A 26,306-nucleotide genomic window follows, 5' to 3' on the forward strand; every position below is an offset into this window, starting at 1 on the left:
GTTCGACCTCACAAGATCTGGAGACATGGCATGACAACGCGTCGCAATTTCATCAGGACTCTGGGCGCCCTGCCCCCGGCCCTGACGCTGGGCACCGGCTGGGCCAGCAGCGACCCATCCCGCCAGGCGCTCGTCATCGGCAACAGCGGCTACCTGGATGCGCCCCTGGCCAACCCGGTCAACGACGCCAAGGCCGTGGCCGGCCTGCTGGGCCAGGCCGGATTCACCGTGGCCTCGCACCTGGACGCGCGGCGCAACGACATGATGGCCGCCATCGAACGCTTCACCGCCGAAGTGCGCAAATCCGACACCAAGCTGGTGATGTTCTATTTCGCCGGCCACGGCGCCCAGCTCGACTGGCGCAACTACCTGCTGCCGGTGGACGCCAGGGCCGACAGCGCCGACCAGCTGCGCCAGAGCTGCATCGACCTGAACTACCTGATCGGCGAGTTCGGCAAGTCCAGGGGCAAGACCTTCATCATCATGCTGGACGCCTGCCGCAACAACCCCTTCGGCAGCAGTTACCGACCTGAGCAAAAAGGCCTGTCGCAATTCGACGCGCCCGTGGGCAGCCTGCTGGCCTATGCCACCTCGCCAGGCAATGTCGCCTCTGACGGGACAGGCCAGAACGGTCTGTACACGGAGAACCTGCTGCGTGAACTCTCGGTGCGGGGCACCAAGATCGAGGACGCGCTCAAGCGCGTGCGCCTCAACGTGCGCCTCGCGTCCAACGGCGCCCAGATCCCCTGGGAGACCACCTCGCTCGAAAACGATGTTTTCATTTTCGACGGCGGCAAGTCCAAGCTCAGCGAGGCCGAGCAGGAAAAACTGCTGGAAGAGGACCTGGCCGAATGGGGACGCATCAAGTCATCGGGCAAGATCGACGACTACGCCGATTACCTGCGCAAGTTCCCCAACGGCCGTTTTGCGGAGATCGTGCAGGTACGCCTGTCCCGCCTGCTGGCGGAGATGGAGAAGGCACGCCCGCAAGCCACCTCCACCATCCCCCCCCCAGCTGACGGCGCACCCACCATCAAGTTGGGGCCGGGGCTGCCGGTGCCAGTTTTCATGGCGCCCGCTGACAACCCCTACTCGGCGGGGCGCTACCCTCTGGGCCGCAGCTTCTCCGTGAACGATACTTTCACGATACGCCAGAGCGATACCCTGACCGGAGTGCAAGTCAGGGTGATGACGGCGCGCGTCACGAAAGTGGACCTCAGTGCCGACCGGGTCGAGATGAACGACGGCATGTTTGTGACCGACCTGATGGGTAACCCGGTCAAGTACGGTCCCGTTCAATACAATGCGCCGGTGCAAAACTTCCCGGCGGAATTGCAGATCGGCAAGAAGTGGCCCAGCGTCGGCCGCCTCACCGTCAATGGAACCACGTCAGACTTCAATTTCGATTACAAGATCACGAAACGGGAAACCATCACCGTACCGGCGGGAACCTTCGACGCCTTCGTGATCGAAGCCCAGGGCTGGAACCGGACCTACGGCACCAGCCTGAGCCACACGCTATGGGTGGTGCCCGGGCTCAACACCGTCGTTCGGCGCGATTACATTGCCCGCAACAGCCGCGGCAACTACGTGAACACGGACCGTTTCGAGCTGGTGGCGCTGAGCCAGGGCAGCGTCGACGCGCGTTGTGCCGCGCCCCTGAGCGGCACGGCCCAACGCAACCTCGTGATCAAGAGCAACTGCGCCAGCTGAAGACGGAGGGCCTCAGCGGATGACCAGCCGGCCCGGCGCTGCGTCGGTGATCTCACCGATCTCGGCCGCGGCCTCGAAGCCATGCTGGCGGAAGGTGGCCAGCACCTGCGCCACACTCTCGGGCGCGCAGCTCACCAGCAGGCCGCCGCTGGTCTGCGGGTCGGTCAGCAGAGCCTGGTCGACCTCCGCGAAACCGGACGGCAGCGTGACCGAGCTGCCGTAGCCGGCCCAGTTGCGGCCAGAAGCGCCCGTGACCATGCCCTGGGTGGCCAGCTCGCGCACACCGTGCAGCAGCGGCACCTTGTTCCAGTCGATCTGCACGGTGCAGTTGGCGCCGCGGGCCAGCTCCAGGGCGTGGCCGGCCAGGCCGAAGCCGGTGACGTCGGTCAGCGCGTGCACGCCGGCCAGCTCGGCCAGCTCGGGGCCGGGCGTGTTGAGTTTCGTGGTGGTGGCGATCATCTGCGCGTAACCGGCCGCGTCGAGCTTTTCCTTCTTCAGCGCGGCCGAGAGCACGCCCACGCCCAGCGGCTTGCCCAGGATGAGGCGATCGCCCACGCGCGCATCGGCGTTGCGCTTGACGCGCTTCGGGTGCACCAGGCCCATGGCCACCAGGCCATAGATGGGCTCCACGGAATCGATGGTGTGGCCGCCGGCAATCGGGATGCCCGCGGCCTTGCACACGGCCTGGCCACCGGCCAGGATCCTGCCGATGGTGTCGGTGGAGAGCACGCTGATGGGCATGCCGACGAGCGCCAGCGCCATGATGGGCTTGCCGCCCATGGCGTACACATCCGAGATGGCATTGGTGGCGGCGATACGGCCGAAGTCGAAGGGGTCGTCGACGATGGGCATGAAGAAGTCGGTGGTGGCGATCAGGGCCTGCTCGTCGTTGATCTGGTAGACGGCCGCGTCATCGGCAGTCTCGATGCCCACCAGCAGTTCGGCCGGCACCGGCATGCCGCTGCCGCTCTTGAGGATTTCGGAGAGCACGCCGGGGGCGATCTTGCAGCCGCAGCCACCGCCGTGCGAAAGCGAGGTCAGGCGGGGTTCGGACTTGGGGAGGGTCATGTTGTTCATGTGAGATCCTGGAGCAGCGCCAGCAGGGCCGCACGTTCGGCAGCCGGCGCAAACAGCGGCGCGCGAAGGCGACATTTTGCCTGCAAGGCCGAAAACATGCTCGATGCCTGCCCCATGTCCGCACGGCAAGCCTGGAGCTGCTGCGCGAGCGCGGCCGCATCACCGCAGGGGAAGTAGCCGGGATAGTCCGGGCCGAGCATGCCCACGTTGCCGGCGATGCGCGAGGCCAGCACCGGCGTGCCGCTGCAGATGGCCTCCATGAGCACGTGCGCGCCGCCCTCCATGCGACTGGCGTGGATGAGCAGGTGCGCGCGCTGGATGTGCCGGCGGGTGGCCTCGTGTGCCAGGCCGCCAAGCCAGCGGTAGTTGGGACAGGCGGCCATGGTGGCGCGCGCCTGTGCGCCCAGCGCAGGATCGAGCGCCTCGCCGATGTGGTCGATGTGGATGTCGTGCCGTGCGCGCAGCAGCTGCGCTGCCTCGAACAGGGTCTGCGGCGACTTCTCCTCGCGCAGATGGCCCACCATGACGGCGCGCAGGTGGCGGCCGGTCTTCTCCAGCGGCCGGCGCGCCGTGGTGGACTGGAAGATCACGCGCGTCTTGCCGCGGCACCCGGCAGGCAGGGCCAGCGGCCCCTGCTCCTGCAGCACGACCAGCCGCTGCGCCAGCGCCAGCGAACGCTGCGCGGATTCGTCCTCATGGATGTCGCGGTAGAGGTCGGTACCCGTCAGCACCACGGCCAGGCCACGGCCCGGCTGCGCCTGCGCCCAGGCCGCGATGGACGCCGCGCTGCGCCGCGCATGCAGCGCCAGCAGGGCGACGGCCTCGGGATGCTCACCCGGCTGCCAGGCCTTGACGATGCGGGTGCGGTAGTGGCCGGCCAGCAGGCGCGACCAGCGCCAGGCCGTCTGCCAGTTGCCGTTGTTGGCGTCGGCCAGCGCCGGGCTGACGATGAGGACCAGAGGCGCGGCCATTTCAGGCTTGCGCCCAGTACACGGCAAACCAGCCACGCTCATCCGTCCAGGCCTGCACGCGCGCAAAACCGGCCGCGGCCAGCAGGGCCTGGAAATCGGCCAGGGCGTATTTGCAGGAGTTCTCGGTGTGGATACGCTCGCCCCGGGCAAAACGGCGCTCGCCGCCGGGCCAGCGCACGGTGAGCTCGCGCCTGGCCTGCAGATGCATCTCGATGCGCGAGGCCGTGTCGTTGAAAAAGGCCACGTGCGACCAGTCGTGCACGGCAAAGTCGCTGCCCAGCAGACGGTTGAGGTGCAGCAACAGGTTCTTGTTGAAGGCGGCCGTCACGCCCAGCGCGTCGTCGTAGGCCGGCTCCAACAGCTCCCGCGGCTTGACCAGGTCCACCCCGATCAGCAGGCCGCCGCCCTGTGCCTGCGCGCGCACCTGGCGCAGGAAGCCCAGCGCCTCGTCGGGCGTGAAGTTGCCGATGCTGGAGCCCGGGTAGAACAACAGGCGCGGGCCCTCGCCCACCTCGGGCGGAAGCGTCAGCTGCGACGAAAAATCCAGCCCCACGCCCAGCATGTCCAGCGCGGGGAACTGGCGCTGCAGGCATTGCAGGGCGTTGTTCAGGTAATCCACCGAGATGTCCACCGCCACGTAACGCGCCGGCTGCAGCAGGCCGAACAGGCGCGCCGCCTTCTCGCAGTTGCCGGCGCCCAGGTCCACCAGCGTGGCGCCCCGGGGCACTTCCGCGGCGATGGCTGCCCCATGCGCGGCCAGCAAGGCGGCCTCGGTGCGCGTGGGGTAATACTCGGGCAGCTCGGTGATGGCGTCGAACAGGCGCGAACCCAGCGGGTCGTACAGGTACTTGGGCGAGGTCCGTGCCGGCGTGGCCAGCAGGCCCTGGGCCAGCTCCTGGCGCAGTGCCGCGCGGTCTTCGTGGTGGAGCTGGATGAAACGCGGCTGGCGCAGCCCGGTGGATGACATGCGGCCAATATAGCAGTGCCGCCCCGCCCCAGGCGCCTCGGGCATTGTGGTTTCCACGGTTGGCGCCCCCTGCCATCCTGGCGCACAATGCCCGGTCTAGCTGTTTACACTAGATTTCAAAGTGTAGACAATTCTGGTCTGGAACCGACCACGCGCAGCCCAGCCGGGCGGGCCGGCTCCACGCACTGCTTCGATATAGGAGACCTTCATGAAACGCCGTACCCTGCTGGGCGCCAGCCCCCTGCTGCTGGCCCCCGGCCTGCTGCACGCACAAAGTTACCCGAACAAGCCCATCCGCTACATCGTGCCGGTGTCCGCCGGCGGCGGCAGCGACATGGTGGGCCGCACCGTGACCGAGCGCTGGGGCAAGGTGCTGAACCAGACCTTCGTGGTCGACAACCAGGGCGGCGGCGGCGGCGTCATCGCCAGCCAGAACACGGCCAAGGCCGCGCCCGACGGCTACACCCTGATGCAGGGTTATGTGGCCACGCACGGCACCAGTCCGGCCACGCGCAAGCTGCCCTACGACCCCATCAAGGACTTCAGCCCCGTGGGCATGATCGGCGGCACACCCAATGTGCTGGTGGTCAACGCGGCCATTCCCGCCAAGGACGTCAAGGAGTTCGTGGCTTACCTGCGCGCCAACATGGGCAAGGTCAGCTACGGCTCGGCCGGTGCGGGCTCGCTCACCCACCTGACGATGGAGCTGTTCAAGCAGCAGATCGACTCCTTCATGGTGCACATCCCCTACCGCGGCGTGGCACCGGCCTTCACCGACCTGATCGGCGGCCAGACCCAGGCCATGTTCCCGGGCCTGGCCGCGGCGCTGCCGCACATCCGCTCGGGCCGCGTGCGCGCGCTGGCCGTGACCGGCCGCACGCGCCACCCGCAGCTCAAGGACACGCCAACGCTGGACGAGCTGGGCTACAAGGGCTTCGACGCCATGCAGTGGTACGGCGTGGTGGGCCCGGCCCAGATGCCGGCCGCCGTCGTCAAGCAGCTCAACGAGACGCTCAACACCGTGCTCAAGGCCCCGGACATGCGCGAGAAGCTCTCGATCGAGGCCATCGAGCCCATGCCCATGAGCCCCGAGGCCTTTGCCAAGTTCATGCGCGAGGACATCGCGCGCTGGACCCGGCTGGCCAAGGACCGCAACATCCAGCTCGACAGCTGAACCCTTTCCCACCGGCAACCCGACAGACATCGGGTTGCTCCTCTTTTAATAGCAAACAAAGATTTCCCATGGCCCGCAATACCCAGGTCACCGCCGACCACAACGCCCCCGCCGTCACCCAGACCCTGGCCCGCTATGTCGCCACGCACCCCTCGCGCGGCTGGAGCGACGCGGTGGATCACGAAGCCCACCGCACTTTCATGAACTGGCTGGGTTGCGCCGTGGGTGCCGCGCAGCACGAGTCGGCGCACGCCGCACTCGGTGCTGTCGCCATGCTGCAACCGGCGCAACAGGCCAGCGTGCTGGGCCGCGCCGACAAGGTGGACATGGCCAGTGCCGCGCTGGTCAACGGCATCACCTCGCACACCTTCGACTTCGACGACACCCACCTCAAGACCATCATCCACCCGGCCGGCCCCGTGGCCTCGGCCGTGCTGGCGCTGGCCGAGCACAAGGGCCTGTCCGGTCGCGCCGTGATCGACGCGCTGGTGCTGGGCATCGATGTGTCCTGCCGCGTGGGCAACACCATGTACCCCGAGCACTACGACCGCGGCTGGCACATCACCGGCTCCACCGGCATGCTGGGCGCGGCCGCCGGCTGCGCGCGCCTGCTGGGCCTGGACGAGCACAAGACCGCCATGGCACTGGGCATCGCCGCCTCGCAACCCGTGGGCATGCGCGAACAGTTCGGCACCATGACCAAGCCCTTCCATCCGGGTGGCGCGGCGCGTGCCGGCCTGATGTCGGCGCTGCTGGCCAGCCAGGGTTTCACGGCCAGCCCCAAGGCGCTGGAGGCCCCGCGCGGCATGATCCAGACCATCTCCACCAAGTACGCCTGGAACGAGATCAGCGATGAGCTGGGCCAGCGCTTCGAGATCTCCTTCAACAGCTACAAGCCCTTCGCCTGCGGCATCGTGATCCACCCCAGCATCGACGCCTGCTCCCAACTGCGCGCCCAGGGCGTGAAGGCAGACGACGTGGAGCGCATCGAACTCAAGGTGCACTCACTGGTGCTGGAGCTCACGGGCAAGAAGGAACCGGCCGACGGCCTGCAGGGCAAGTTCAGCGTGTACCACGGCTGTGCCTGCGGCCTGATCTTCGGCAAGGCCGGTGAAGACCAGTACGCCGACGACATCGTCAACCGCCCCGACATGGTGGCCCTGCGCCGCAAGGTGGTGGCCACGGTGGACGACAGCATCGACGAGGCCAGCGCCGACGTGACCGCCGTGCTCAAGGACGGTCGCCGTGTGCATGTGTTCGTGAAACACGCCATCGGCTCGCTGGAAAACCCCATGACCGACGCCATGCTGGAGACCAAGTTCCACGACCTGTCCGACCCGGTGATCGGCCAGGGCAAGACCAGCGAACTGATCGCCGCCTGCTGGAAGCTGGGCAGCATCAGCGACGTGCGTCAGCTCACGGCGCTGGCACGGCCTTGAGTCCATGACTCTGAAGCAGCGCGGGGGTCTTCAGCCCCCGAGCTCTGCGATCGAATACGCCAGGTTCTCGCGTGCCTGGCTTTCGAGTGCTTCACGCATTGAGGGCGTGTTGTAGATCGGCTGGCGCGCGAGGAACTCCTTGAGGATCTCGCGGCGCTTGCGCCGGAACAGGAAACCCGGCACCCAGGCGTACTCGGCACGCACCTGCTCCTCGTATTCGAGGAAGCGGGGCCGGGGGGCCCCCAGGATGGACAGGTCGATATCGACCAGCAGCTGCTGGTCCGCCCCGACGGGCAGCGCCGCATGGCAGGTGGCCATGATGTGCCCGGCGATGCGGGCGATGGCTGGAACAGAAACGCCTGCCGCCTTCAGGTCGGCCTGCGCCCACGCCGCACTGCGGGCTTCGTTGTCCTTGCCCTGCACGTCGTACACCGCGTCGTGGAACCAGAGTGCCATCTCCACTTCCGCCGGCTGCTCTGCCAGTTGACGGTACCGATCGAACAGCGCGAGGCATTCACCGAGATGCTGCAGCGTGTGGTACTTGCGTTGCGGTTCGGCCCAGGCAAGGAGCAGGCGCTCCATCAGGACCAGGCCGTCGCCGGCAGCACCGAGCGTCTGCCAGCAACGGGTCCAGGACGATTGCAAGCTGCTGCGATCCGACAGTTCTTGCATGTGCTCAACTCCGGGCAGACAGGCTACTTCGCATGCCGCTGCTCGCGTTGCATGTAGAGGTACAGCCCCTCCACCTTCTCGCGCGCCCAGGGGGTCTTGCGCAGGAAAGTGAGGCTGGACTTGATGCTCGGGTCCGCGCTGAAGCAGCGCACCGGGATGCGCTCGGCCAGGCCGGGCCAGCCGTAGTGCGCCACCAGCGCGGTGACGATGGCCTCCAGCGTCAGGCCGTGCAGCGGGTTGCGCGGCTGGGCGGGCGGCGTTGGCGTGGACACGGGCGGCCCGTCCGGGTTCAGGGCGCCGCGCTGGCGGCCTGGGCGCGCCGCTTGCAGGCCAGCGCCGACTTGATGACGTCGCGCTCCTGCACGCCATACATCTCGGCGAACTCGCGCGGGTTCTTGCCGCTGGCCTCGAAGGCCTTGTTCAGGGCTTCCTGGCGGGCGATCCTCCCCGCACTTTCGCCCAGCGCTTCGTCCAGCACGGCGGCGATCGTCTCGTCGGCGGGCTGCACGCGTTCCCGATAGTCCTGGGGGCTCAGACCCGAAGCCTCGAAGGCGGCCGACAACTGGGCGCGCAGCTTCGGGGACAGATCGTCCTGGGTGCGGGCCTGGCGACGGCGGTGCAGCTCCACCACGGCCTGGTAGACATGCTCGGGCGCCACCTCTTCCACGGCCACCCCGTCCAGGTCATGTCGGGCCTTGGCGGCCGCCACGCATTGCAGGTAACGCGTGGAGCGCGCATGCACGGCCAGCGCGGCCTTGAGGCTGTCGCGCTGGAACACCTCGGGGTGCCGCGCGAGCAGGTCCTGGAAGATGCCGCGCTTGAGCGGCAGGAACTCGGCACCGAACAGATGAGGATAAAAACCGAAGAGCTGCTCCAGCACCGGCAGCGCAGACTGCTTGCGATCGGCCAGGCTGGTCTTGCTTTCGGATTTGGCAGCGGGAGCCTCGGGGGCAGCCGGCGTTTGCGCCGGGGTTTCGGAAGACAGGGAAGTGCTGGTCGTCATGGGTGTCGAATTTCGGAGAAGGCCACATTGTCGGTCACCCGGGCCCAACTGTCTGCGCAGGTAGACTTGCCGCATGACCTGGCACGCCTCGCTGCAACTCGATTACACCCGCGACGGCGCGCGCAGCCTGGCGCACTACCGCCACGAAGGCCCGCTGCGCATCCTGCAAAGCCTCTACCCCGAAGGCGAGGGCATCTGCCACAACGTGCTGGTGCACCCGCCCGGCGGCCTGGTGGGGGGCGACACGCTGGACATCAGAGTGACCGTCGGCCCCGGCGCGCACGGCCTGGTCACCACGCCCGGCGCCACGCGTTTCTACCGCAGCAGCGGCGAGGTCGCGCGCCAGCTGGTGCACGCCCGCCTGGAAGCCGGTGCGCGCCTCGAATGGCTGCCGCTGGAAGCGCTGGCCTACAAGCAGTGCCGTGCCGAGAACCGGGCCGTGTTCGAGCTGGCGCCTGGCGCCGAACTCATGGGCTGGGACGTGACGGCCCTGGGCCTGCCCGCGGCAGACCTGCCGTTCACCGAAGGCACGTTCGCGCAACACCTGGAGGTACCGGGCATCTGGCTGGAGCAGGGCCGCATCGCCGCCAGCGACGCGCGCCTCATGGATGGCCCGCTGGGCCTGGCCGGCCAGCGCTGCATGGCCACGCTGTTCTTCGTGGCGGGCGAGCCCATCGCGCGCGCGCGGCGCGAAGCTGCACTCGAAGTCGTGCGTGAACGGATCGAAGCGCACGCCCTGCGCGCCACCGCCGGCGCCACCAGCCCCCACCCCCAGGTGCTGGTGGTGCGCGTGCTGGCGCCACTGGTGGAACCGGCCATGGGACTGCTCAAGCCGATGCGCGCCGCCTGGCGCCAGCAGCTCTGGCAGCTCGACGCCGTGCCGCCACGCATCTGGGCCATGTAAGCCCCAGGCTCACACGCGCCCGACCTGCGCAAAGGCCGTGCCCAGGAACTCCACCATGGCGCGCACCTTGTGCGACAGGTGGTGCCGGCTGGGGTAGACCACGCTGATGTCCAGCGCCGGACCCGCGTACTGCGGCAGGATTTCCACCAGACGGCCGGCCTTGAGGTCTTCGCCCACCAGGAAACTGGGCTGGAACACGATGCCCTGGTCGGCCAGGGCCGCGGCACGGCAGGTGTCACCGCTGTTGCTGCGCAGGCGTGGGTGCACTTCGATGCTGCGCGCGCCCTGCGGACCGCTGAAGTGCCATTGCTCGCCGGTAGCCAGGTAGGTATACGCCATCACATCGTGGTGGGCGATGTCGTCCAGGTCCCGGATGGGCGCGGCCTGCTGCAGGTAACGCGGCGAAGCGCACAACACCAGGCGCGTGCCGCTGATGCGCCGCGCGATCAGCGAGGAACTCGCCAGCTGGCCCACGCGCACGGCCAGGTCATAGCCCTCCTCGATCAGGTCCACCATGCGGTCGTTGAGGTTCACCTCCAGCGCCACGCGCGGGTGGATGCGCAGGAACTCGCCCCACAGCGGCGCCAGGTGGCGGATGCCGAAGGTCAGCGGCGCGGTGACCTTGAGCAGACCCTGCGCCTGCACGGCCGAGGCGCTGACGGCGGCATTGGCGTCGTGCAGCTCACCGAGGATCTGCACACAACGCTGCAGGTAATCGGCCCCGGCGTCGCTCAGCGAGAGGCGGCGCGTGGTGCGCTGCATCAGCCGCACACCCAGGCGCGCCTCCAGTTCGCTGACGTAACGCGAGACCATGGCCTTGGACATGCCCAGCTTGTCGGCCGCCTTCACGAAGCTGCCCAACTGCGCCACCGCCACGAAGGATTCGATCTCTTTGAACTGGTCCATGCCGCTTTTTCGCCCGTTCCTGATCTTATTGTTTCATTTTATTGATCAATGAGTCAATCAACAGGCTATTTATCAAAAAATAACAATCCAATAAAGTACATCCAGTGCCACATCCAGCGATGCAGACAGGACACCCCATGAACCAGCCCCAGGCCCTCATCCTCCAGCAGCCCAGCCCCAAGGCGGCGCAGCTCATCCTGCTGTTCCACGGCGTGGGTTCGAACGCGCAGTCCCTCGCCGGCCTGGGCCAGGCCTATGCCCAGGCCTTCCCGCAGGCCATGGTGGTCGCGGTGGACGCGCCCCATGCCAGCGAACTCGCCCCCGGCGGGCGGCAGTGGTTTTCCGTGACCGGCGTGACGGAAGAGAACCGCCCGGCCCGCGTGGACGCAGCCCTGCCCGCTTTTGAATTCGCCGTGCGCCACTGGCAGGAACGCTCGGGCGTGGGCACCGCGGGCACCGCCCTGGTGGGCTTCTCGCAAGGCGCCATCATGGCGCTGGCCTCGGCGCTGCGCCCCGAACCGGTGGCCGCGCGCGTGATCGCCATCGCCGGGCGTTTTGCGCGCCTGCCCGAGGCGCCGCTGCACGAAGGCAGCACCCTGCACCTGCTGCACGGCAAGGCCGACGCCGTGATGCCCTACAGCCACGCCATCGATGGCGCCTTGCGCCTGAAGGCGCTGGGCACGGACTTCACGGCGGACGTGCTGCCCTTCATCGGCCACGAGCTGCACCCCGATCTGGTGGCGCTGGCGGTGGACAAGCTGCAGCACCACGTGCCGGCGCGGCTGTGGCTGCAACCCGGTGAGGAAAACACAGCAAAGGACAAGTCATGAACACCCTGCCCAGCCTGTTTGTCTCGCACGGCGCACCGCTCTTCGCGGTGGACGCCGGCAGCACCGGCCCGGCCCTGCGCGCCTGGGCCCAGGCCCACGACAAGCCCAGCGCCATCGTGGTGATGTCGCCGCACTGGATGGCGCGCACGCCCATGGTGATGGGCACGCCCGCACCGCAGACCTGGCACGACTTCGGCGGTTTCCCGCCCGAGCTCTACCAGCTGCAATACCCCGCACCGGGCCAGCCTGCGCTGGCGCAGGAGATGGTGACGCTGCTGCAGGCCGCCGGCATCGAGGCCGGCCTGGACACGCGCCGTCCCTTCGACCACGGCACCTGGGTGCCATTGCTGCACATGTACCCCGAAGCCGACGTGCCCGTGGTGCAAGTGGCCCTGCCCGCCAACTGGGGCCCGGCCCAGGTCCATGCGCTGGGCCGCGCGCTGCGCCCGCTGCGCGAACGCGGCGTGCTGCTCATGGGCACGGGCAGCATGACGCACAACCTGGGCGAGTTCTTCGGCGGCCAGACCGAGGCTGCGCCCTACGTCATCGAATTCAGCCGCTGGGTGGAAAACAAGATCGCCAGCGGCGACAGCGCAGCCCTGCTGGACTACCGCCAGCAGGCCCCGCATGCCCAGCGCGCCCACCCGACGGAAGACCACTTCCTGCCGCTGTTCTTCGCGCTGGGCGCGGCGGCCGAAGGCGCGCGGCCCGACTACCTGAGCCGCGAGGTCATGTACGGCATGCTGGCCATGGATGCGTTTGCACTAGAGTCCTGATACCCCTGCGCTTCACCACCAACCGGCCCACCATGCCTGACTCTTTGCCACTGTCCCCGCCTCTGCGCCTGCGTCACGTGCTGTTCGGCGCCGCCCTGGGGCTGACGCTGTCGGCCGCGGCAGCCCCGCCCAAATTCGAGGACAGCATGGCGCAGCGCCTGCAGGCCTGCACGGCCTGCCACGGTGAGCAGGGCCGGGCCGGGCCCGACGGCTACTACCCGCGCATCGCCGGCAAGCCGGCCGGCTACCTCTACCAGCAGCTGCTGCATTTCCGGGACGGCCACCGCAACTACCGCCTGATGACACAGCTGGTGGAACCGCTGAGCGAGCGCTACCTGCGCGAGATCGCAGAACACTACGCCGGGCTGGACCTGCCCTACCCGGCCCCGAGCCCCGTGGACCTCACGCCGCAGGACCGCCAGCGCGGTGAACAACTGGCCCTGCGCGGCGACCCGGCGCGCCAGCTGCCGGCCTGCGTGCAGTGCCACGGCAGCGCGCTCACCGGCGTGTTGCCCGCCACGCCCGGTCTGCTAGGCCTGCCCCGCGACTACCTGAACTCGCAACTCGGCGCCTGGCGCAACGGCCTGCGCCGCACCCAGGCCCCCGACTGCATGGCCACTATCACGCAGCGCCTGAGCATGCGCGATGTGTCGGCCGTGAGCGGCTGGCTGGCCAGCCAACCCCTTCCTGCCAACACGCGGCCCGCACGTGCCCTGGCCAGGCCGCTGCCGCTGGACTGCGGCGCGGCACATGGCCGCACCGCCGACGCGAGCGACGCCAAGGTGCCGGGAGGCCAGCGATGAGCCCCCTGCATCACGACACGCAGCGCAGGCCACAAGACTGGCTGCACCCGGTGCTGGCGCTGGGCCTGCTGCTCGCGGCCCTGCTCGCCTGGCTGCTGTGGCCGGCCACGCCGGTCGCCGTGGCCAGCCCCTCCGCCCCAGCGGCAGATGCCGGCACCATCGAACGCGGCCGCTACCTGGTCACGCTGGGCAACTGCCAGCACTGCCACACCGCGCGCGGCGGCGCCCCCTTTGCCGGCGGGCGTGCCATCACCACCCCCTTCGGCACGGTCTACAGCAGCAACCTCACGCCCAGCCCCGCGGGCCTGGGCGGCTGGAGCGGCGACGACTTCTGGCGCGCACTGCACCACGGCCAGTCGCGCGACGGGCGCTGGCTGTCGCCTGCCTTTCCGTACAACAACACCACACACATCACGCGCGCCGACAGCGACGCGCTCTACGCCTTCCTGCACCAGCTCCCACCGGTGGATGTCCCCGCGCCCGCGCACCAGCTGCGCTGGCCCTTCAACACGCAAGCCGCGCTCAAGGTCTGGCGCACGCTGTACTTCGAGGAAGGCCAGGCGGACGTCGCGGCTGCCGACTTGCCGGCCCAGGCGATGGAACTGCAGCGCGGGGCCTACCTGGTGCGCGGCCTCGGGCACTGCAGCGCCTGCCACGCGCCGCGCAACGCGCTGGGCGCCAGCGGCCTGGACCCGGCCGGCGGCCTGATCCCCTCGCAGAACTGGTATGCGCCTTCGCTCACCAACCCGCTTGAGGCGGGTGTGCAGGACTGGCCCGTGGAAGACATCGTGGCGCTGTTGCGCGACGGACGCAGCGGCACGGCGGTGGTGACCGGCCCCATGGCCGAGGTGGTACAGCACAGCACGCAGCACTGGCAAGCGGCCGACTTGCGCGCGATGGCGCTGTACCTCCAGCAACTGCCGCGTACCGGGACGCCACGCGCCGCTGCCCCGGCCGCGGCGCCAGCGCCGCTCGGTGCCAAACTGTATGAGAAACATTGCGCCCAATGCCACGGCGAACAAGGCCAGGGCGTCCGCGGGCGGGACGGCCAGTGGGCCTACCCGCCGCTGGCGGGCAACCGCGCCGTCACCCTGGCCTCACCGGCCAACCTGGTGCAGATGGTCCTCAACGGCGGCTTCGCGCCCGCCACCACGGCACACCCGCGCCCCTTCGGCATGCCGCCTTTTGTGCTGGCACTCAGCGACAGCGAGGTGGCCACCCTCCTGACGTACCTGCGCACGCAGTGGGGCCACCAGGCCCCGCCGGTGAGCGAGCTGGATGTGCAGCGCCTGCGCGAGAGCGCGGCGCGTTGAACGCAGAGGGTGGACCGCCGGGCCGGGCTCAGCCCAGATACTTGAACAGGCCGTAGGCGGCCAGCACGCCGGTGAGCACCAGCATCAGGGTCTTGACCAGGCGGGTGGGCACCAGCGCACCGATGACACTGGCAATGAGGATGGCGGCGAAGATGTAAGTCGTTTTCATGCCGTGATGTTAAGGCACCGCACCGCCCTCAGGAGGTGCACCCTATCAGCCCTGCACCTCGAACAGCGTGCCCAGGCCGCCGGCGTGGTGTTCCAGCACGTGGCAGTGGATCAGCCAGTGGCCCGGGTTGTCGGCCACGAAAGCGACGTCCACCCGGTCGCCCGGGGCCAGCAGCACCGTATCGCGCCAGGGGCGCTCGGCCAGGGCCTGGCCATTGCGTGACAACACACGGAAGTGGTGCCCATGCAGGTGCATGGGGTGCCACCAGGCCGTGTTGTTCTCGAAACCCAGGCGCACGCTGCCGCCCCGTGGCACGCGGAACTCGGCCGCATGCTCGGCATGCGCCCTGTCGTGGCTCATGTGGGCCTGGCCGTTGATGGTCCAGGCCGGGGCCGCTTCGCGCGCGCCACCCAGCAGGCGCAGGCGCCGCGCCTCGCGGTCGGCCGTGGATTCCTGCGGCCAGCCATCACGGCTCATGGCGCCGCCGCCCAGCTGAAGCGTGTGCACCAGCGCGGTGGCCAGGTCCGGCTCGGACAGCGGCTCGCGCTGCGCGGGCAAAGGCGCGGGGCGCGCGGCGCTGTCCTGGCCTTTCACGTCCAGCGTGGCCAGCACGCGTTCGCCGCGGCCATAACTGTCCTTGAGCTGGAAGCGGCCGGCACGCGTGGCGTCGACGATGAAATCCGTACGCATGCCCGGGCCCAGCAGCAGCTCGCCCTCCCAGGGCACGGCCGCGGCAGCGGGCATGCCGTCACGCGCGATCAGCCAGGCCGGCAAACCTTCGAGGCTGAGCGCAAAGATGCGCGCATTGGCCGCGTTGACCAGGCGCAGGCGGATGCGCTGGCCGCTCTGCAGCGCCTGCACCAGGTCCACCTGCCCGTTCACCGTGAGACGCTGGCCCAGGCGGCCGGCGTGCGCCACGTCGTGGAAGTTGTAGAAGTTCTCGGCGATGCGGCCCTGCGCATCGAGCCGCCAGTCGTCGAGCAGCCAGACCAGGTCCAGGTCCACAGGGGGCGGCGCGTCGTCCTCCACGATCAGCGCACCGGCCAGGCCGCGGTCCACCTGCTCGGGCGTGCCCAGGTGCGGGTGGTACCAGTAAGTGCCGGCGTCGGGCAGCGCGAAGCGGTAGGCAAAGCGTTCACCCGGCGCCACCGGTGCCTGCGTGAGACCGGGCACGCCGTCCATGGCGTTGGGCAAGCGGATGCCATGCCAGTGGATGGTGCTGGGGTCGGGCAGCTGGTTGTGCAGCACCAGGTCCAGCATCTCGCCACGCTTGAAACGCAGCACCGGCCCCGGCACCTGGCCTTCGTAGGCCCAGACCGGCAGCGCAGACTGGCCTGCGGCAGCGAGCATGGCGGGGGCGGCGCTCAGGGTGCGGGGCGTGGCGGCCCGGCCAAAAATCGGCGCCGTCAGCGCGGGGGCGCAGGCCAGGGTCTGCAGCAGTTCACGGCGCTTCATGGTGGTGGTTCGCTCCGGTTGATCCACCGTAGCTTACCTGCTGTGGAATTCCACAGCTTCTCTGCAGCATCGTGTTCGACTGCGCCGCCTTCGAGGCGCACGCCAGCATCGAAGACAATCGGAGCAACACGACATCCGGCCCGCCAGTGACGGCTTGTCCAACCCCATCCCACGCCCAACCCATGTCCACTTTCCCGCCCTGCCCCCAGTGCCACTCCGAGTACACCTACGAAGACGGCGACAACTGCATCTGCCCCGAATGTGCGCATGAATGGCCCCGGGTGGCTGCGGCCGCTGTCGTGGAACAGCGGGTGTGGAAGGATGCGCACGGCCACCTGCTGCAGGATGGGGACACGGTAACGCTGATCAAGGATCTCAAGCTCAAGGGCTCGTCCACGGTGGTGAAGGTGGGCACCAAGGTCAAGAACATCCGGCTCGTGGACGGTGACCACGACATCGACTGCAAGATCGACGGCATCGGAGCGATGCAGCTGAAAAGCGAGTTCGTCAAGAAGGCCTGAGCCCGGCCCGCCGCCCCCGGCCGGACCCGTTTTGCGCACACAGGGCGCGCGACCGTGCTTTCTGCACGGATATCACGCTGACGCCACTGGCCCTGGCGGCCGTGCTTGGCTATGATGGGTCAAGCCACAGATCAGGGAAGCACCCACCGCATGACGCTTGACCTCATCTACAGCACCGCACTCCTGCTCGCTTTGTCGGCGCTGTACGAGTTCAATATCCGCGCCTGGGGCGACCGGATCGGCGCGGCCCGGATCTGCTCCGGCCTGATCTTCGGCGCCATCTGCATCTTCGGCATGCTGCACCCGGCCAATCTGGCCCCCGGCGTGATCTTCGATGCCCGCTCGGCCATCCTGGGCGTGGCCGGCATCTTCGGCGGCCCGCTGGTGGCCATCATCGCCGGTCTCATCGCCGCGGCCTACCGCCTGTGGCTGGGCGGCGCCGGCGCCGTGGTCGGCGTGACCGTCATCACCACCTCGGTGCTCTTCGGCCTGGCGATGCGCCACGCCCTGTACCGCGGCTGGGCCCATCCCAAGCTGCTGGACTTCCTGATGTTCGGCGTGCTGCTGCACATCGTCTGCCTGGGCTGGTTCCTGCTGCTGCCGATGCAGCACCTGCAAAAGCTGCTGGAGACGCTGGCCCTGCCCTACCTCCTGGTGCTGGCCCCGAGCACGGCCCTGCTGGCCCTGCTCTTGCACGACCTGCAGGAACAGCGGCAATCCAAGCAGGCGCTGGCGCGCAGCGAAGCCTTGCGCCGCGCCATCACCCGGGCCTCACCCGACCTGCTCTTCGTGATGGACGAGGACGGCCGTTACGTGGAGATCATCTCGCCCGAAGAACGGCTGCTCTTCGCGCCGATTTCAGAAACCATCGGCAGGCGCATGGACGAGGTGCTGCCCGCCTCCGAGGCCAGGCGCTTCCACGCCTTCCTGCACCAGACGCTGAACGCCGGCACGCCGCAGAAGATCGAATACGAGCTCGACACCCAGGGCGGGCGGCACGTGTTCGAGGGGCGGGCCCAGAAACTGGAGGTGCGGGTGGAGGGCAGACGCGCCGTGGTCTTCGTGGCCCGCGACATCACCGAACGCGTCAAGGCCGAGCAGGACCGGCGTGTCGCCGCCGTGGCCTTCGAATCGCGCCAGGCCATGCTGGTAAGCGACGCGGGCTCCGTCATCCTGCAGGCCAACCAGGCCTTCCTGGACCTGCTGGGCTACAGCCGTGAAGAACTGATCGGCCGCAAGACCAGTTCACTGCGATCGGGCCGGCACGATGCCGCCTTCTACGACGCGCTGTGGGACGCCATCCGCAAGACGGGCAAGTGGGAAGGCGAGATCTGGGACCAGCGCAAGGGCGGTGACCTCGTCCCCCTGTGGACCACGATCACCGCGGTGCGCGACGGGCAAGGCAACGTGACGCACTACGTGGCGGCCATGAGCGACATCTCCGAGCGCAAGCTGCAGGAGGAGCAGATCCGCAGCATCGCCTTCTACGACCCGCTCACCGCCCTGCCCAACCGGCGCCTCCTGCTCGAACGCCTGCAGCGCGCGCTGACGCTCACGCGGCGCAACGGCCAGCACGGCGCCCTGCTCTTCGTGGACGTGGACAACTTCAAGCAGATCAACGACGAACACGGCCACCACGCCGGCGACCTGCTGCTGCAGGAGATCGCCAGCCGTCTGGGCCGTGTGGTGCGCGAGGCCGACACGGTGGCGCGCATCGGAGGCGACGAGTTCGTGATCGTGCTGGAACACCTCAACGAGGAGCCCGCGCTGGCCCGCACCGAGGCCCGCCAGATCGCCGCCAAGGCCCTGCTCGCCATGGCCAAGCCCTATGACCTGCAAGGCCTGGCCTACCAGTCCAGCGGCAGCATCGGCATCGCCATGTTCAACGCCACGGAAGTCGACCTCGATATGCTGATGCGCCAGGCCGACGAGGCCATGTACCAGGCCAAGCGCGCGGGCAAGAACACCGTGCACCTGCACGAGGGCTGAGTGCAAGGGCGCTCAGGCGCCGACTTCCTGCGCGGTGAGCGTGTAGTCGCTGCGGTAGAGCGCGCTGACGATGCCCTGGGCACCCCGCGCCTCCAACTGCACCTTGCCGAGTTCGGCCTCTGCCAGGGTTTGCAGGCTCGCCTGGTCGTAGCCCGTGACCAGCAGGGCCCAGTCCACACCGGCGTCGGCTCCGCGGATGCGTTGCTCATTCGTCATCTGGGCTGTGAGCGCCCCCTCCAGCAGGTGCACGCTGCCCAGGCCCGGGCGCGCCGGCAGTTGCGGCAGCACGTCTCGCAGCAGCCATGCACGCAGGGCAGGCTGTTGGTCTGGAACGGGTGCGAAACGCAGCAGCAGGCCGAGATGGCCCATGCCCAGGCCGTGCGAACCGACAACGGAACACAGGCCCCGCCTCATGCCGCGGTAGTGCGGCATCATCTTCGAGGTCCAGGGGCTCGGGTGGTTCAGGCGCTGCAGATAGGCATCGGAGGACAGCGTTGCGAGTTGCGCCACTTCATACAGCACGCAGTACCTGGGCTGTCCGCTCACCGCCACCCAGCGTGTGCCCCGCAGGAAGCCCGCAATGGACAGGCGCTCGGGCAGGTGCTCATGGGTATGCCAGTCGTCGTGCTCGGCGATCGCCTCGGGGGCAATGTCGAAGGACAGCAGCATGGCGGCTGAACCGAGCAGGGGCATGGGTGTGACTCCGTATAAACGCAGAGTGTATGGCCTGGTACGCGCCAGGGCCGCAGGCCGCTCACTGCTGGGGAGCGCTGCGCTCATCCAGGGCCAACGCGCGCTCCAGCAGCAGGGCGCGTTCGCGGTGGTTGCGGGTCAGTGCCGCCGCGCGTTCGAACTCGGCCTTCGCCTCGGCGTTGCGGCCCAGCCGGGCCAGCAGGTCGCCGCGCACGCTGGGCAGCCACTGGTAGCTCTGCAGGGCCTTGTCGTCGCGCAGGGCCTCGATGATGGCCAGCCCCGCCTCGGGGCCGTGTGCCATGGCCATGGCCACGGCGCGGTTGAGTTCGACCACGGGCGAGGGCGCGGCCTGGGCCAGGGCCTCATAGAGCGTGGCGATGCGCTGCCAGTCGGTGTCGGTCGCCAGCGCGGCGCGCGCGTGGCAGGCGGCAATGGCGGCCTGCAAGGCATAGGGGCCCAGGGCGAGACCCTGCTGCGCGCTCAGGGTCTCGGCACGCGCCAGCGCGGCCAGGCCGCGACTGATCAGCAGGTGATCCCATTGCGTGCGGTCCTGGTCCAGCAGCAGCACGGGGCGGCCCTGCGCATCGGTGCGCGCCGCGATGCGCGAGGCCTGCAGCTCCATGAGGGCCAGCAGGCCCTGCACCTCGGGTTCCGGCTGCGCCAGTTCGGCCAGCATGCGCCCCAGGCGCAGGGCTTCGTCCACCAGCGCGGGGCGCATCCAGTCCTCGCCGGTGGTGGCCGTGTAACCCTCGTTGAAGACCAGGTAGATCACCTCCAGCACCGAGACCAGGCGCTCGCCCAGCGCCGCGCCGCGGGGCAGCTCGTAAGGCACACGCGCCTCCTGCAGGATGCGCTTGGCGCGCACGATGCGCTGCGCCAGCGTGGTCTCGCTCACCAGGAAGGCGCGCGCGATCTCGTGCGTGGTGAGGCCCGCGATGAGCTTGAGCGTGAGCGCGGCGCGCATCTCGGGCTTGAGCACGGGGTGGCAGGCGGTGAAGATCAGGCGCAGCAGGTCGTCGCCGATCTCATCCTGCCGCGCCGCATCGAGCGCGTCGACGAAGTCGGGCACCACCAGCGCCTCGCGCGCCTCCAGGTCCAGGCCGATCTGCTCCAGCGCGCTGTCCTGCACCTTGTGGCGGCGCAGCAGGTCGAGCGCGCGATGCCTGGCGGTGGTCATGAGCCAGGCGCCGGGATTGAGCGGCACGCCGTCACGGGGCCAGTGCTCCAGCGCCGCCACCAGCGCGTCCTGTGCGGCCTCCTCGGCCTGGCCGATGTCGCGCAGCAAACGCGCCACCACCGCCACGATGCGCGCGGACTCGATGCGCCAGACCGCGGCGATGGCATCGTGGGTGGCGGAATGCATGCCCTCTGGTTTAGGCCGCGGTCGCCGGGAAGGCCGCCATGTCCATATAGGCCAACTCCCAGACATGGCCGTCCGGGTCCTCGAAGCCGTGCTGGTACATGAAGCCGTGGTCCACCGCCGTGCGCGGCACCGTGCCGCCGGCGGCCCAGGCTTTTTTCACCTGGGTGTCGACCTCATCGCGGCTCTGGCACGACAGGCAGATCAGCACCTCGGTGCTCTTACGCGCGTCGGCCACAGGCTTGCCGGTGAAGCCCGCGAAGAAGGGTTCGGTCAGCAGCATGACGTAGATGTACTCGCTGATGACCATGCAGGCCGCCTTCTCGTCGGTGAACTGCGGGTTGAAGCGAGGGCCTGTCTGCCCCGGTTTCTCAAGATGCGTTGCGGAACAAAAAGGCCATGCGGTAGGCGCGTGGATGCCGCCGGGGTAGGCCCCCGGCAAGTCCGCGCAACACCCCGCATGGCTTTTTTGGCCGCAACCCGCAGGGAACGGGGTGCCAACGGCGCCACTCGTTGTTGCACTCCTCACCCAGACGGCCAGTCTGGGCTTCGTCGCGCGCCTAGATTGGCGCCGTTGACACCCCGTTCGCACTTGAGAAACCGGGGCAGACAGGCTCTGGCCCAGGGCGCCGAAGAAGGCCTTGGAGCGCGGCAGATCGCGCACGGGCAGGTTGATGTAGATCTGCTGGTTCATGGGGGTGTCCTTATCAGGTATGGCGGGTGAGCTCCGCCTGCAGGCGGTCGAAATTCTGTTCATTGGCGGGCACGACCAGCCCCGCCAGGGCCTCGCGCGTGCTTGCGTCGTCGAAACGCATGCGCCAGTGCAGCCGGGTGCCACCCGCCTCTTCCGCCAGCGTGATGAGCATCTCGAAATGCGGGGCATTCTCGTGCTCCAGCAGGATGCGCCCGAGCGCCTCGACACTGTGGAATACGCTGCGGTTGGGGTAATCCTTGCCGTCCGGGCCGTGCATGGTGAAGCGCCAGGCGCCGCCGGGCCGGAACTCGAACACCTCGAAGGTATTGCGAAAGCCGGCCGGCCCCCACCAACGCGCCAGGCGCTGCGGCTCGGCAAACGCGGCCCAGAGCTGCTCGCGCGATTGCGCGAAATGGCGCGTGCTGAGGATCTCGCGTGCGGCCAGGGCCGCGGCTTCTGCTTCCAGTGGGGTCATGGTGCGCTCCTTGGTCTCAGGTTTTTTCGGCGATGGCCTTCAGGCTGGCCAGGCCGGCCTCGAAATCGCGGCCGATCATGGTGTCCATATTGATGAAGACGCCCATGAGCCTGGCGATGAAAGGGCAGGCGCCTTCCATGGCCCAGGTCACCTCGGTGCCCTGGCCGCGCGGCACCAGTGTGAAGGTGATCTGGTTGTGCGCGTCCATCGGCGCGCTCATGTCCAGGCGCATGCCGACCTGGTTCGGTGCGCTGTCCGTGATCTCCAGGCTGCCCTCGCCCACATCCTTGTTGCCCTTGAATGCGTAACGCGCGCCCGGGCCGGCGGCCGGGCCGCTGTAGCTGCCCTGCATGGCCGGGTCTTTCCTGTCGTAGGGGTTCCAGGTGTTGAAGGCGCGCATGTCGTTGATGAGCGCGTGCAGCTTGTCGGGCGGCGCCTGGATCAGCAGGCTGCGGCGCAGGGTGAAGGTGTCGGGCCGCGTGGCGGCAAAAACGAGCAGGCCGGCGATGGCCAGCACGACGACGATGAGGATGTTCCTGATCATGATGCTGGCTCCTTTCAGCGGCCCACACTGGCAAAGTCTTCCATCTCGTAGAGACGGCGCACCTCGATCTCGGCGGCCATGCCCTCGCCCACGGGGTTGGGAAAACGCCGGGTCCACTCCAGCGCCTCTTCGCGCGAGCGCACCTGGATCAGGGTGTAGCCGGCGATCAGCTCCTTGCTTTCAGTGAAAGGGCCATCGATGACCTGGCGGTCCTGGGCACCGTAGCGGATGCGCCAGCCCTGCGCGCTGGGCGCCAGGCCCGAGGCGTCGAGCAGCACGCCGGCACGGGCCAGCTCCTCATGGAAAGTGCCCATCACGGCCATGAGTTCGGCCATATTGGGCGGAAACTGGCCGGCCTCGGTCGTGGGCGTGGCTTTGACGATGATCATGTATCGCATGTCTGCGCTCCTTCAGATGAGTGCCACCGGAAAATTCCGGCTGACAAACCCACGACGAACGAGGACCGGCGAATTCGACAATGCCGGCCGGGAAAAACCCGGGGCCGGCGACATCAGTCCTCGTAGCAGGGCCCGACGCCGCGCACTTCCACGGTGCACCACTCGGCGGCCGGGCACTGCTGGGCCAGGGCCACAGCCTCGGCCCGGGTCTTGCAGTCGATCAGGAAAAAGCCGCCCACCATCTCCTTGGCTTCGGCAAAAGGGCCGTCGGTGAGCTGGGCGCGGCCTTCGCGCACCTGAACGCGCACGGCGCGCTCCTGCGAGGCCAGGGACTCCACGGCGATCAGCTGGCCGCGCGCGCGCAGATCGTCGGCGAACTTGAGCATGCGGCCATAGACTTCGCGGCCTTCGGCCTCGGTGCGCGTGCGGCGCTGGCCGGTGGGTTCGACCATCAGCAACATATACGGCATGACAAAAAGCTCCTGGGCGTCGGAGGAAAACGGGGGTCTCGGATGCGCGCCATCATAGCCCCGGCGCGTTGCAGCGGCTTCAGCCGAACAGGGCCTGCATGTCGATGGACGAACGCGCCCCCAGCGCGGCCGCATCCCTGGCCAGCCAGCCCAGGGCGCGTTCGCGGCCCTGCTGCTGCAGCAGTTGCAGGAAGGGGCCGTGCGGCAGCAGCTTGCTGTCGCTGCGGCCCAGGCTTTCGAGTTCGCTGGTGTCGATCATGTGAAAGCGCATGTCCAGCAGGCGCTGCTCCAGCCGGCCGTGGCCGAAACGCGATGCCGCGGCAAACTGGGTGGCGTGGGCGAACATGCGCATCTCGCGCAGGAGGTTGGCGCTGAAACCCAGCTCGGCGATGCGGGTCTCGATCTCGGGCACCGTGGCGGGCGTTCCCTCGCGGCGCAGCGGGTTGAGCAGCACCAGCAGCACGTCGCGCGCCTCGCATTCATAGAACAGCGGAAACACGGCCGGGTTGGCGGTGTAACCACCGTCCCAGTAGGCTTCGCCGTCGATCACCACGCTGCGGTGGATCTTGGGCAGGCAGGCCGAAGCCAGCATCACGTCCACGTCGAGCTCGGTTTCGCGGAACACGCGCAGCTTGCCGGTGCTCACCTGCGTGGTGCCGATGAACAGCCTGAAGGGGCTGTGCGCCCGCAGTTGCGCAAAGTCGACCTGCTCGGCCAGCAGATCGCGCAGGGGGTTGAGGTCGAAGGGGTTGAGCTGGGTGGGCGAGAACTGGCCGGCCCAGCTGGAGAACAGCTTGCCGGCGGGCGAGAAGGCGATGGAGTCGCCCTTGCGCCGGGTCATCAGACCCCAGGGCATCTGCCTGCCCAGCTCGGTCCAGAATTTTGCGAGCGCCGCTCTGGCGCCCGCGCGGCCGTCCTGCAGCCAGCCGTGCGCGAAGACCACCGCGTTCATGGCGCCGGCACTGCTGCCGCTCAGGCCTTCGAATTCGACACGCGGGTCTTCGAGCAGCGCATCCAGCACGCCCCAGGTGAAGGCGCCGTGCGCGCCGCCGCCCTGCAAGGCCAGGTTGAGACGTACCGGCGCTGGTGTGCGGGGGCCGGACAGGGCCCGCTTCCATGAAGCGAGCAGGCCGCTCTCGGGCGGGGGGCCGGGCTCTGCGCCGGCGGGCGTGGTGTCACTCTCGGCCAAGTCAGCTCCTTGTGGGGGCAGGACGTCTGGCGACGTCGTCGGATCAGGGTTAACCCGGATCGATCATAAGCCCCGGCGAGCCAGCGTGCCGGATGTTCCTTGCTTAGGTGGTGCTACCTACCCCGTTGCCGTCACGCCAGAGTGTGAGCGCCAGCCAGCCCAGCGGCACCAACACCAGGCCGTAGGACAGCCAGGTGCCGTACTCGCCTTCGGGGCCGTAGGGCTCGGTGGCGAGGTGCCAGTAGGCGTTGTCCAGCGGCAGCACACCGGCTTCGGTGAATTCGTGAAAGGCATAGAGCGCCAGCTGCAACACGAACAGGCCCAGGAAGATGGCCGTGACCTGGAAGAAGCGGCCCAGGTTGACACGCTGGCCGTAACGCGACCAGGCCCAGGCCAGGACCGCCGCCAGCAGCACGCCGAGCAAGGCGCCGGCGACCATGGCCGTGGCGTCGCTCTGCCCCATGAGCGAGGCGACCATGAAGGCGGTCTCCATGCCTTCGCGCGTGATCATCAGCAGGGTGAAGCCGGCGATGGCCAGGAAGGAGCCGATGCCGGTGCGCGCAGCCGCCGCGTCGATGCGGGTGCGGATGTCGCCGCTCAGCTGCCGGGCCGCCTTGCGCATATAGACCATCATGGTGATGACCATCGCCGCGGCCACCAGGGCCAGCAGGCCCTCGTACAGGGGCGTGACCACCATCTCGCGCAGCAGCACGGCCGCCACCACGCTGAGCACCAGGGCCAGGCCGGTGCCGACATACACGGCCGGCGCCAGCGCAGCGCGACCGGTCTTGCGCAGATAAGCCAGGGTGATGGCAACGATGAGGAAGGCTTCGATGCCTTCGCGCAGGGCAATGACCAGGGTTTCGAGCATGGCTTGGGTTCGTCTAAATGAGAATTATTAACATTAGACATCCATACCAGCCCGGCTGTCAAGAGCGACGCCCCAGCCCGCGCCGCCTGGCCTCAGATCGCCACCAGCTTGCGCACGCCGTCGGCCTCCATGCTTTTGCCCTGGCCGGCCGCGATCACCGCGCCGCGTTCCATCACCACGTACGCGTCGGCCAGTTCCTGCGCGAAGTCGTAGTACTGCTCCACCAGCAGGATGGCCATGTCGCCGCGGTCGGCCAGCATGCGGATCACGCGGCCGATGTCCTTGATGATGCTGGGCTGGATGCCCTCGGTCGGTTCGTCCAGCACCAGCAGCTTCGGCCCCGCGGCCAGCGCGCGCGCAATCGCCAGCTGCTGCTGCTGCCCACCCGAGAGGTCACCGCCGCGGCGGTTCAGCATCTGCCTGAGCACGGGGAAGAGTTCGTAGAGTTCGGCCGGGATCGGCGTACCACCGGGTTTGCTGGCAAGACCCATGCGCAGGTTCTCTTCCACGGTGAGCCGCGCAAAGATCTCGCGGCCTTGCGGCACGAAACCAATGCCGGCTCTGGCCCGCTGATAAGGCGTGTCCTTGTGGATGGCCTGGCCTTCGAACTCGATGCTGCCACTCTTGATGGGCACCAGGCCCATGAGGGACTTGAGCAGGGTGGTCTTGCCGACACCGTTGCGGCCGAGCACGACGGTGACCTTGCCTGGTTCGGCGCTCAGGGTGACGTCGCGCAGGATGTGGGAGCCGCCATAGTATTGATTGATATTTTTGACATTCAGCATGTCGGGCTCACTTCTTTCTGGCCACTTGCTTTGCTAGCCTGCATGTCGGGATATGCGCCCGACAGCGCACTCACTTTCTCTTGCTTCGCCAAGAGAAAGTAAGCAAAGAGAAGGCGAGCCGAAGTCAGGGCCGCTGCGCGGTTCC

At 68.4% G+C, this 26,306-nt stretch carries 28 protein-coding genes and 1 pseudogene; 10 read left to right on the plus strand and 19 right to left on the minus strand.

Annotated elements, in window-relative coordinates:
* The first annotated feature begins 30 nt into the window (after nucleotides 1-30).
* On the plus strand, nucleotides 31-1,713 hold the full coding sequence (locus AC1RRP_RS13715) for a caspase family protein (protein ID WP_493037030.1): 1,683 nt from the start codon (nucleotides 31-33) through the stop codon (nucleotides 1,711-1,713).
* 12 nt (nucleotides 1,714-1,725) lie between these two features.
* Here AC1RRP_RS13715 and selD read toward each other — a convergent pair whose 3' ends face one another.
* The 3 genes from selD to egtD are packed head-to-tail and all read right to left on the minus strand — an operon-like array spanning nucleotide 1,726 to nucleotide 4,728.
* Nucleotides 1,726-2,790, minus strand: a complete 1,065-nt coding sequence (gene selD, locus AC1RRP_RS13720) for a selenide, water dikinase SelD (RefSeq protein WP_493037032.1) — start codon at nucleotides 2,788-2,790, stop codon at nucleotides 1,726-1,728.
* Nucleotides 2,787-3,761, minus strand: coding sequence for a selenoneine biosynthesis selenosugar synthase SenB (gene senB, locus AC1RRP_RS13725; protein WP_493037034.1), 975 nt, complete (start codon nucleotides 3,759-3,761; stop codon nucleotides 2,787-2,789). The genes selD and senB overlap by 4 nt, the downstream gene beginning before the upstream one ends.
* A 1-nt stretch (nucleotide 3,762) precedes the next feature.
* Nucleotides 3,763-4,728, minus strand: a complete 966-nt coding sequence (gene egtD / locus AC1RRP_RS13730) for an L-histidine N(alpha)-methyltransferase (protein WP_493037036.1) — start codon at nucleotides 4,726-4,728, stop codon at nucleotides 3,763-3,765.
* 208 nt (nucleotides 4,729-4,936) lie between these two features.
* Here egtD and AC1RRP_RS13735 point away from each other — a divergent pair, with 208 nt between their 5' ends.
* Both AC1RRP_RS13735 and AC1RRP_RS13740 read left to right on the plus strand, forming a co-directional pair.
* Nucleotides 4,937-5,902 carry a Bug family tripartite tricarboxylate transporter substrate binding protein gene (locus AC1RRP_RS13735; RefSeq protein WP_493037038.1) on the plus strand — a complete coding sequence of 322 codons (966 nt, stop codon included), beginning with the start codon at nucleotides 4,937-4,939 and terminating at the stop codon, nucleotides 5,900-5,902.
* 68 nt (nucleotides 5,903-5,970) lie between these two features.
* Complete coding sequence (locus AC1RRP_RS13740; RefSeq protein ID WP_493037040.1) at nucleotides 5,971-7,341, plus strand: MmgE/PrpD family protein; 1,371 nt, start codon at nucleotides 5,971-5,973, stop codon at nucleotides 7,339-7,341.
* A gap of 30 nt (nucleotides 7,342-7,371) precedes the next feature.
* Here the strand turns inward: AC1RRP_RS13740 and AC1RRP_RS13745 are convergent, their stop codons facing one another.
* The 3 genes from AC1RRP_RS13745 to AC1RRP_RS13755 are packed head-to-tail and all read right to left on the minus strand — an operon-like array spanning nucleotide 7,372 to nucleotide 9,016.
* Nucleotides 7,372-8,013: an HD domain-containing protein gene (locus AC1RRP_RS13745; protein WP_493037042.1), complete on the minus strand. Its 642-nt coding sequence runs from the start codon at nucleotides 8,011-8,013 to the stop codon at nucleotides 7,372-7,374.
* A gap of 23 nt (nucleotides 8,014-8,036) precedes the next feature.
* Nucleotides 8,037-8,285 (minus strand): VF530 family protein, encoded by a 249-nt coding sequence (locus AC1RRP_RS13750; RefSeq protein WP_493037044.1) that lies wholly within the window; start codon nucleotides 8,283-8,285, stop codon nucleotides 8,037-8,039.
* Between the two features lie 17 nt (nucleotides 8,286-8,302).
* The gene (locus tag AC1RRP_RS13755) at nucleotides 8,303-9,016 is read right to left on the minus strand and encodes a ProQ/FINO family protein (RefSeq protein WP_493037046.1); all 714 of its coding nucleotides are present in this window, start codon (nucleotides 9,014-9,016) and stop codon (nucleotides 8,303-8,305) included.
* A 73-nt stretch (nucleotides 9,017-9,089) separates the two neighbouring features.
* Here AC1RRP_RS13755 and AC1RRP_RS13760 point away from each other — a divergent pair, with 73 nt between their 5' ends.
* Nucleotides 9,090-9,920, plus strand: a complete 831-nt coding sequence (locus tag AC1RRP_RS13760; protein ID WP_493037048.1) for an urease accessory protein UreD — start codon at nucleotides 9,090-9,092, stop codon at nucleotides 9,918-9,920.
* A gap of 9 nt (nucleotides 9,921-9,929) precedes the next feature.
* Here the strand turns inward: AC1RRP_RS13760 and AC1RRP_RS13765 are convergent, their stop codons facing one another.
* Entirely contained in the window at nucleotides 9,930-10,826 is an 897-nt protein-coding gene (locus AC1RRP_RS13765; protein ID WP_493037050.1) for a LysR family transcriptional regulator, read from the minus strand.
* Between the two features lie 137 nt (nucleotides 10,827-10,963).
* Here AC1RRP_RS13765 and ypfH point away from each other — a divergent pair, with 137 nt between their 5' ends.
* From ypfH to AC1RRP_RS13785, 4 genes are read left to right on the plus strand one after another with little or no spacing between them, the layout of a single operon-like run.
* Nucleotides 10,964-11,656 carry an esterase gene (gene ypfH, locus AC1RRP_RS13770; protein ID WP_493037052.1) on the plus strand — a complete coding sequence of 231 codons (693 nt, stop codon included), beginning with the start codon at nucleotides 10,964-10,966 and terminating at the stop codon, nucleotides 11,654-11,656.
* Nucleotides 11,653-12,432, plus strand: a complete 780-nt coding sequence (locus AC1RRP_RS13775; RefSeq protein ID WP_493037054.1) for a dioxygenase family protein — start codon at nucleotides 11,653-11,655, stop codon at nucleotides 12,430-12,432. Before ypfH ends, AC1RRP_RS13775 begins: the two co-directional genes overlap by 4 nt.
* A gap of 32 nt (nucleotides 12,433-12,464) precedes the next feature.
* Nucleotides 12,465-13,235 (plus strand): c-type cytochrome, encoded by a 771-nt coding sequence (locus AC1RRP_RS13780; protein ID WP_493037056.1) that lies wholly within the window; start codon nucleotides 12,465-12,467, stop codon nucleotides 13,233-13,235.
* A complete protein-coding gene (locus tag AC1RRP_RS13785; protein WP_493037058.1) occupies nucleotides 13,232-14,548 on the plus strand; it encodes a c-type cytochrome in 1,317 nt (438 codons plus the stop codon). Before AC1RRP_RS13780 ends, AC1RRP_RS13785 begins: the two co-directional genes overlap by 4 nt.
* A 28-nt stretch (nucleotides 14,549-14,576) precedes the next feature.
* Here AC1RRP_RS13785 and AC1RRP_RS13790 read toward each other — a convergent pair whose 3' ends face one another.
* The gene (locus AC1RRP_RS13790) at nucleotides 14,577-14,717 is read right to left on the minus strand and encodes a hypothetical protein (protein WP_493037060.1); all 141 of its coding nucleotides are present in this window, start codon (nucleotides 14,715-14,717) and stop codon (nucleotides 14,577-14,579) included.
* A 45-nt stretch (nucleotides 14,718-14,762) separates the two neighbouring features.
* Nucleotides 14,763-16,172 carry a multicopper oxidase family protein gene (locus AC1RRP_RS13795; RefSeq protein ID WP_493037062.1) on the minus strand — a complete coding sequence of 470 codons (1,410 nt, stop codon included), beginning with the start codon at nucleotides 16,170-16,172 and terminating at the stop codon, nucleotides 14,763-14,765.
* Between the two features lie 182 nt (nucleotides 16,173-16,354).
* Here AC1RRP_RS13795 and AC1RRP_RS13800 point away from each other — a divergent pair, with 182 nt between their 5' ends.
* The gene (locus tag AC1RRP_RS13800; RefSeq protein ID WP_493037064.1) at nucleotides 16,355-16,693 is read left to right on the plus strand and encodes a zinc ribbon domain-containing protein YjdM; all 339 of its coding nucleotides are present in this window, start codon (nucleotides 16,355-16,357) and stop codon (nucleotides 16,691-16,693) included.
* A gap of 150 nt (nucleotides 16,694-16,843) precedes the next feature.
* Nucleotides 16,844-18,682, plus strand: a complete 1,839-nt coding sequence (locus AC1RRP_RS13805; protein WP_493037066.1) for a diguanylate cyclase domain-containing protein — start codon at nucleotides 16,844-16,846, stop codon at nucleotides 18,680-18,682.
* A gap of 12 nt (nucleotides 18,683-18,694) precedes the next feature.
* Here the strand turns inward: AC1RRP_RS13805 and AC1RRP_RS13810 are convergent, their stop codons facing one another.
* From AC1RRP_RS13810 to urtE, 10 genes and pseudogenes are all read right to left on the minus strand, one after another.
* Nucleotides 18,695-19,375, minus strand: a complete 681-nt coding sequence (locus AC1RRP_RS13810; RefSeq protein WP_493037068.1) for a hypothetical protein — start codon at nucleotides 19,373-19,375, stop codon at nucleotides 18,695-18,697.
* Between the two features lie 61 nt (nucleotides 19,376-19,436).
* A complete protein-coding gene (locus tag AC1RRP_RS13815; RefSeq protein ID WP_493037070.1) occupies nucleotides 19,437-20,738 on the minus strand; it encodes an RNA polymerase sigma factor in 1,302 nt (433 codons plus the stop codon).
* Between the two features lie 10 nt (nucleotides 20,739-20,748).
* Nucleotides 20,749-21,090: pseudogene (locus AC1RRP_RS13820) on the minus strand (VOC family protein); the annotation flags it as partial.
* Between the two features lie 352 nt (nucleotides 21,091-21,442).
* Nucleotides 21,443-21,904 carry an SRPBCC family protein gene (locus AC1RRP_RS13825; protein WP_493037072.1) on the minus strand — a complete coding sequence of 154 codons (462 nt, stop codon included), beginning with the start codon at nucleotides 21,902-21,904 and terminating at the stop codon, nucleotides 21,443-21,445.
* A 16-nt stretch (nucleotides 21,905-21,920) separates the two neighbouring features.
* A complete protein-coding gene (locus AC1RRP_RS13830; RefSeq protein ID WP_493037074.1) occupies nucleotides 21,921-22,448 on the minus strand; it encodes an SRPBCC family protein in 528 nt (175 codons plus the stop codon).
* 14 nt (nucleotides 22,449-22,462) lie between these two features.
* Nucleotides 22,463-22,846 carry a YciI family protein gene (locus AC1RRP_RS13835; RefSeq protein WP_493037076.1) on the minus strand — a complete coding sequence of 128 codons (384 nt, stop codon included), beginning with the start codon at nucleotides 22,844-22,846 and terminating at the stop codon, nucleotides 22,463-22,465.
* 113 nt (nucleotides 22,847-22,959) lie between these two features.
* The gene (locus AC1RRP_RS13840; protein WP_493037078.1) at nucleotides 22,960-23,316 is read right to left on the minus strand and encodes a YciI family protein; all 357 of its coding nucleotides are present in this window, start codon (nucleotides 23,314-23,316) and stop codon (nucleotides 22,960-22,962) included.
* Nucleotides 23,317-23,395: 79 nt separating this feature from the next.
* The gene (locus AC1RRP_RS13845; RefSeq protein WP_493037080.1) at nucleotides 23,396-24,505 is read right to left on the minus strand and encodes a patatin-like phospholipase family protein; all 1,110 of its coding nucleotides are present in this window, start codon (nucleotides 24,503-24,505) and stop codon (nucleotides 23,396-23,398) included.
* Between the two features lie 103 nt (nucleotides 24,506-24,608).
* On the minus strand, nucleotides 24,609-25,376 hold the full coding sequence (locus AC1RRP_RS13850; protein ID WP_493037082.1) for an FTR1 family iron permease: 768 nt from the start codon (nucleotides 25,374-25,376) through the stop codon (nucleotides 24,609-24,611).
* Between the two features lie 92 nt (nucleotides 25,377-25,468).
* Nucleotides 25,469-26,161, minus strand: a complete 693-nt coding sequence (urtE, locus tag AC1RRP_RS13855) for an urea ABC transporter ATP-binding subunit UrtE (RefSeq protein WP_493037084.1) — start codon at nucleotides 26,159-26,161, stop codon at nucleotides 25,469-25,471.
* Nucleotides 26,162-26,306: the final 145 nt, after the last annotated feature.

It is taken from the genome of Hylemonella sp. GW821-FHT12C09 (assembly GCF_058807395.1).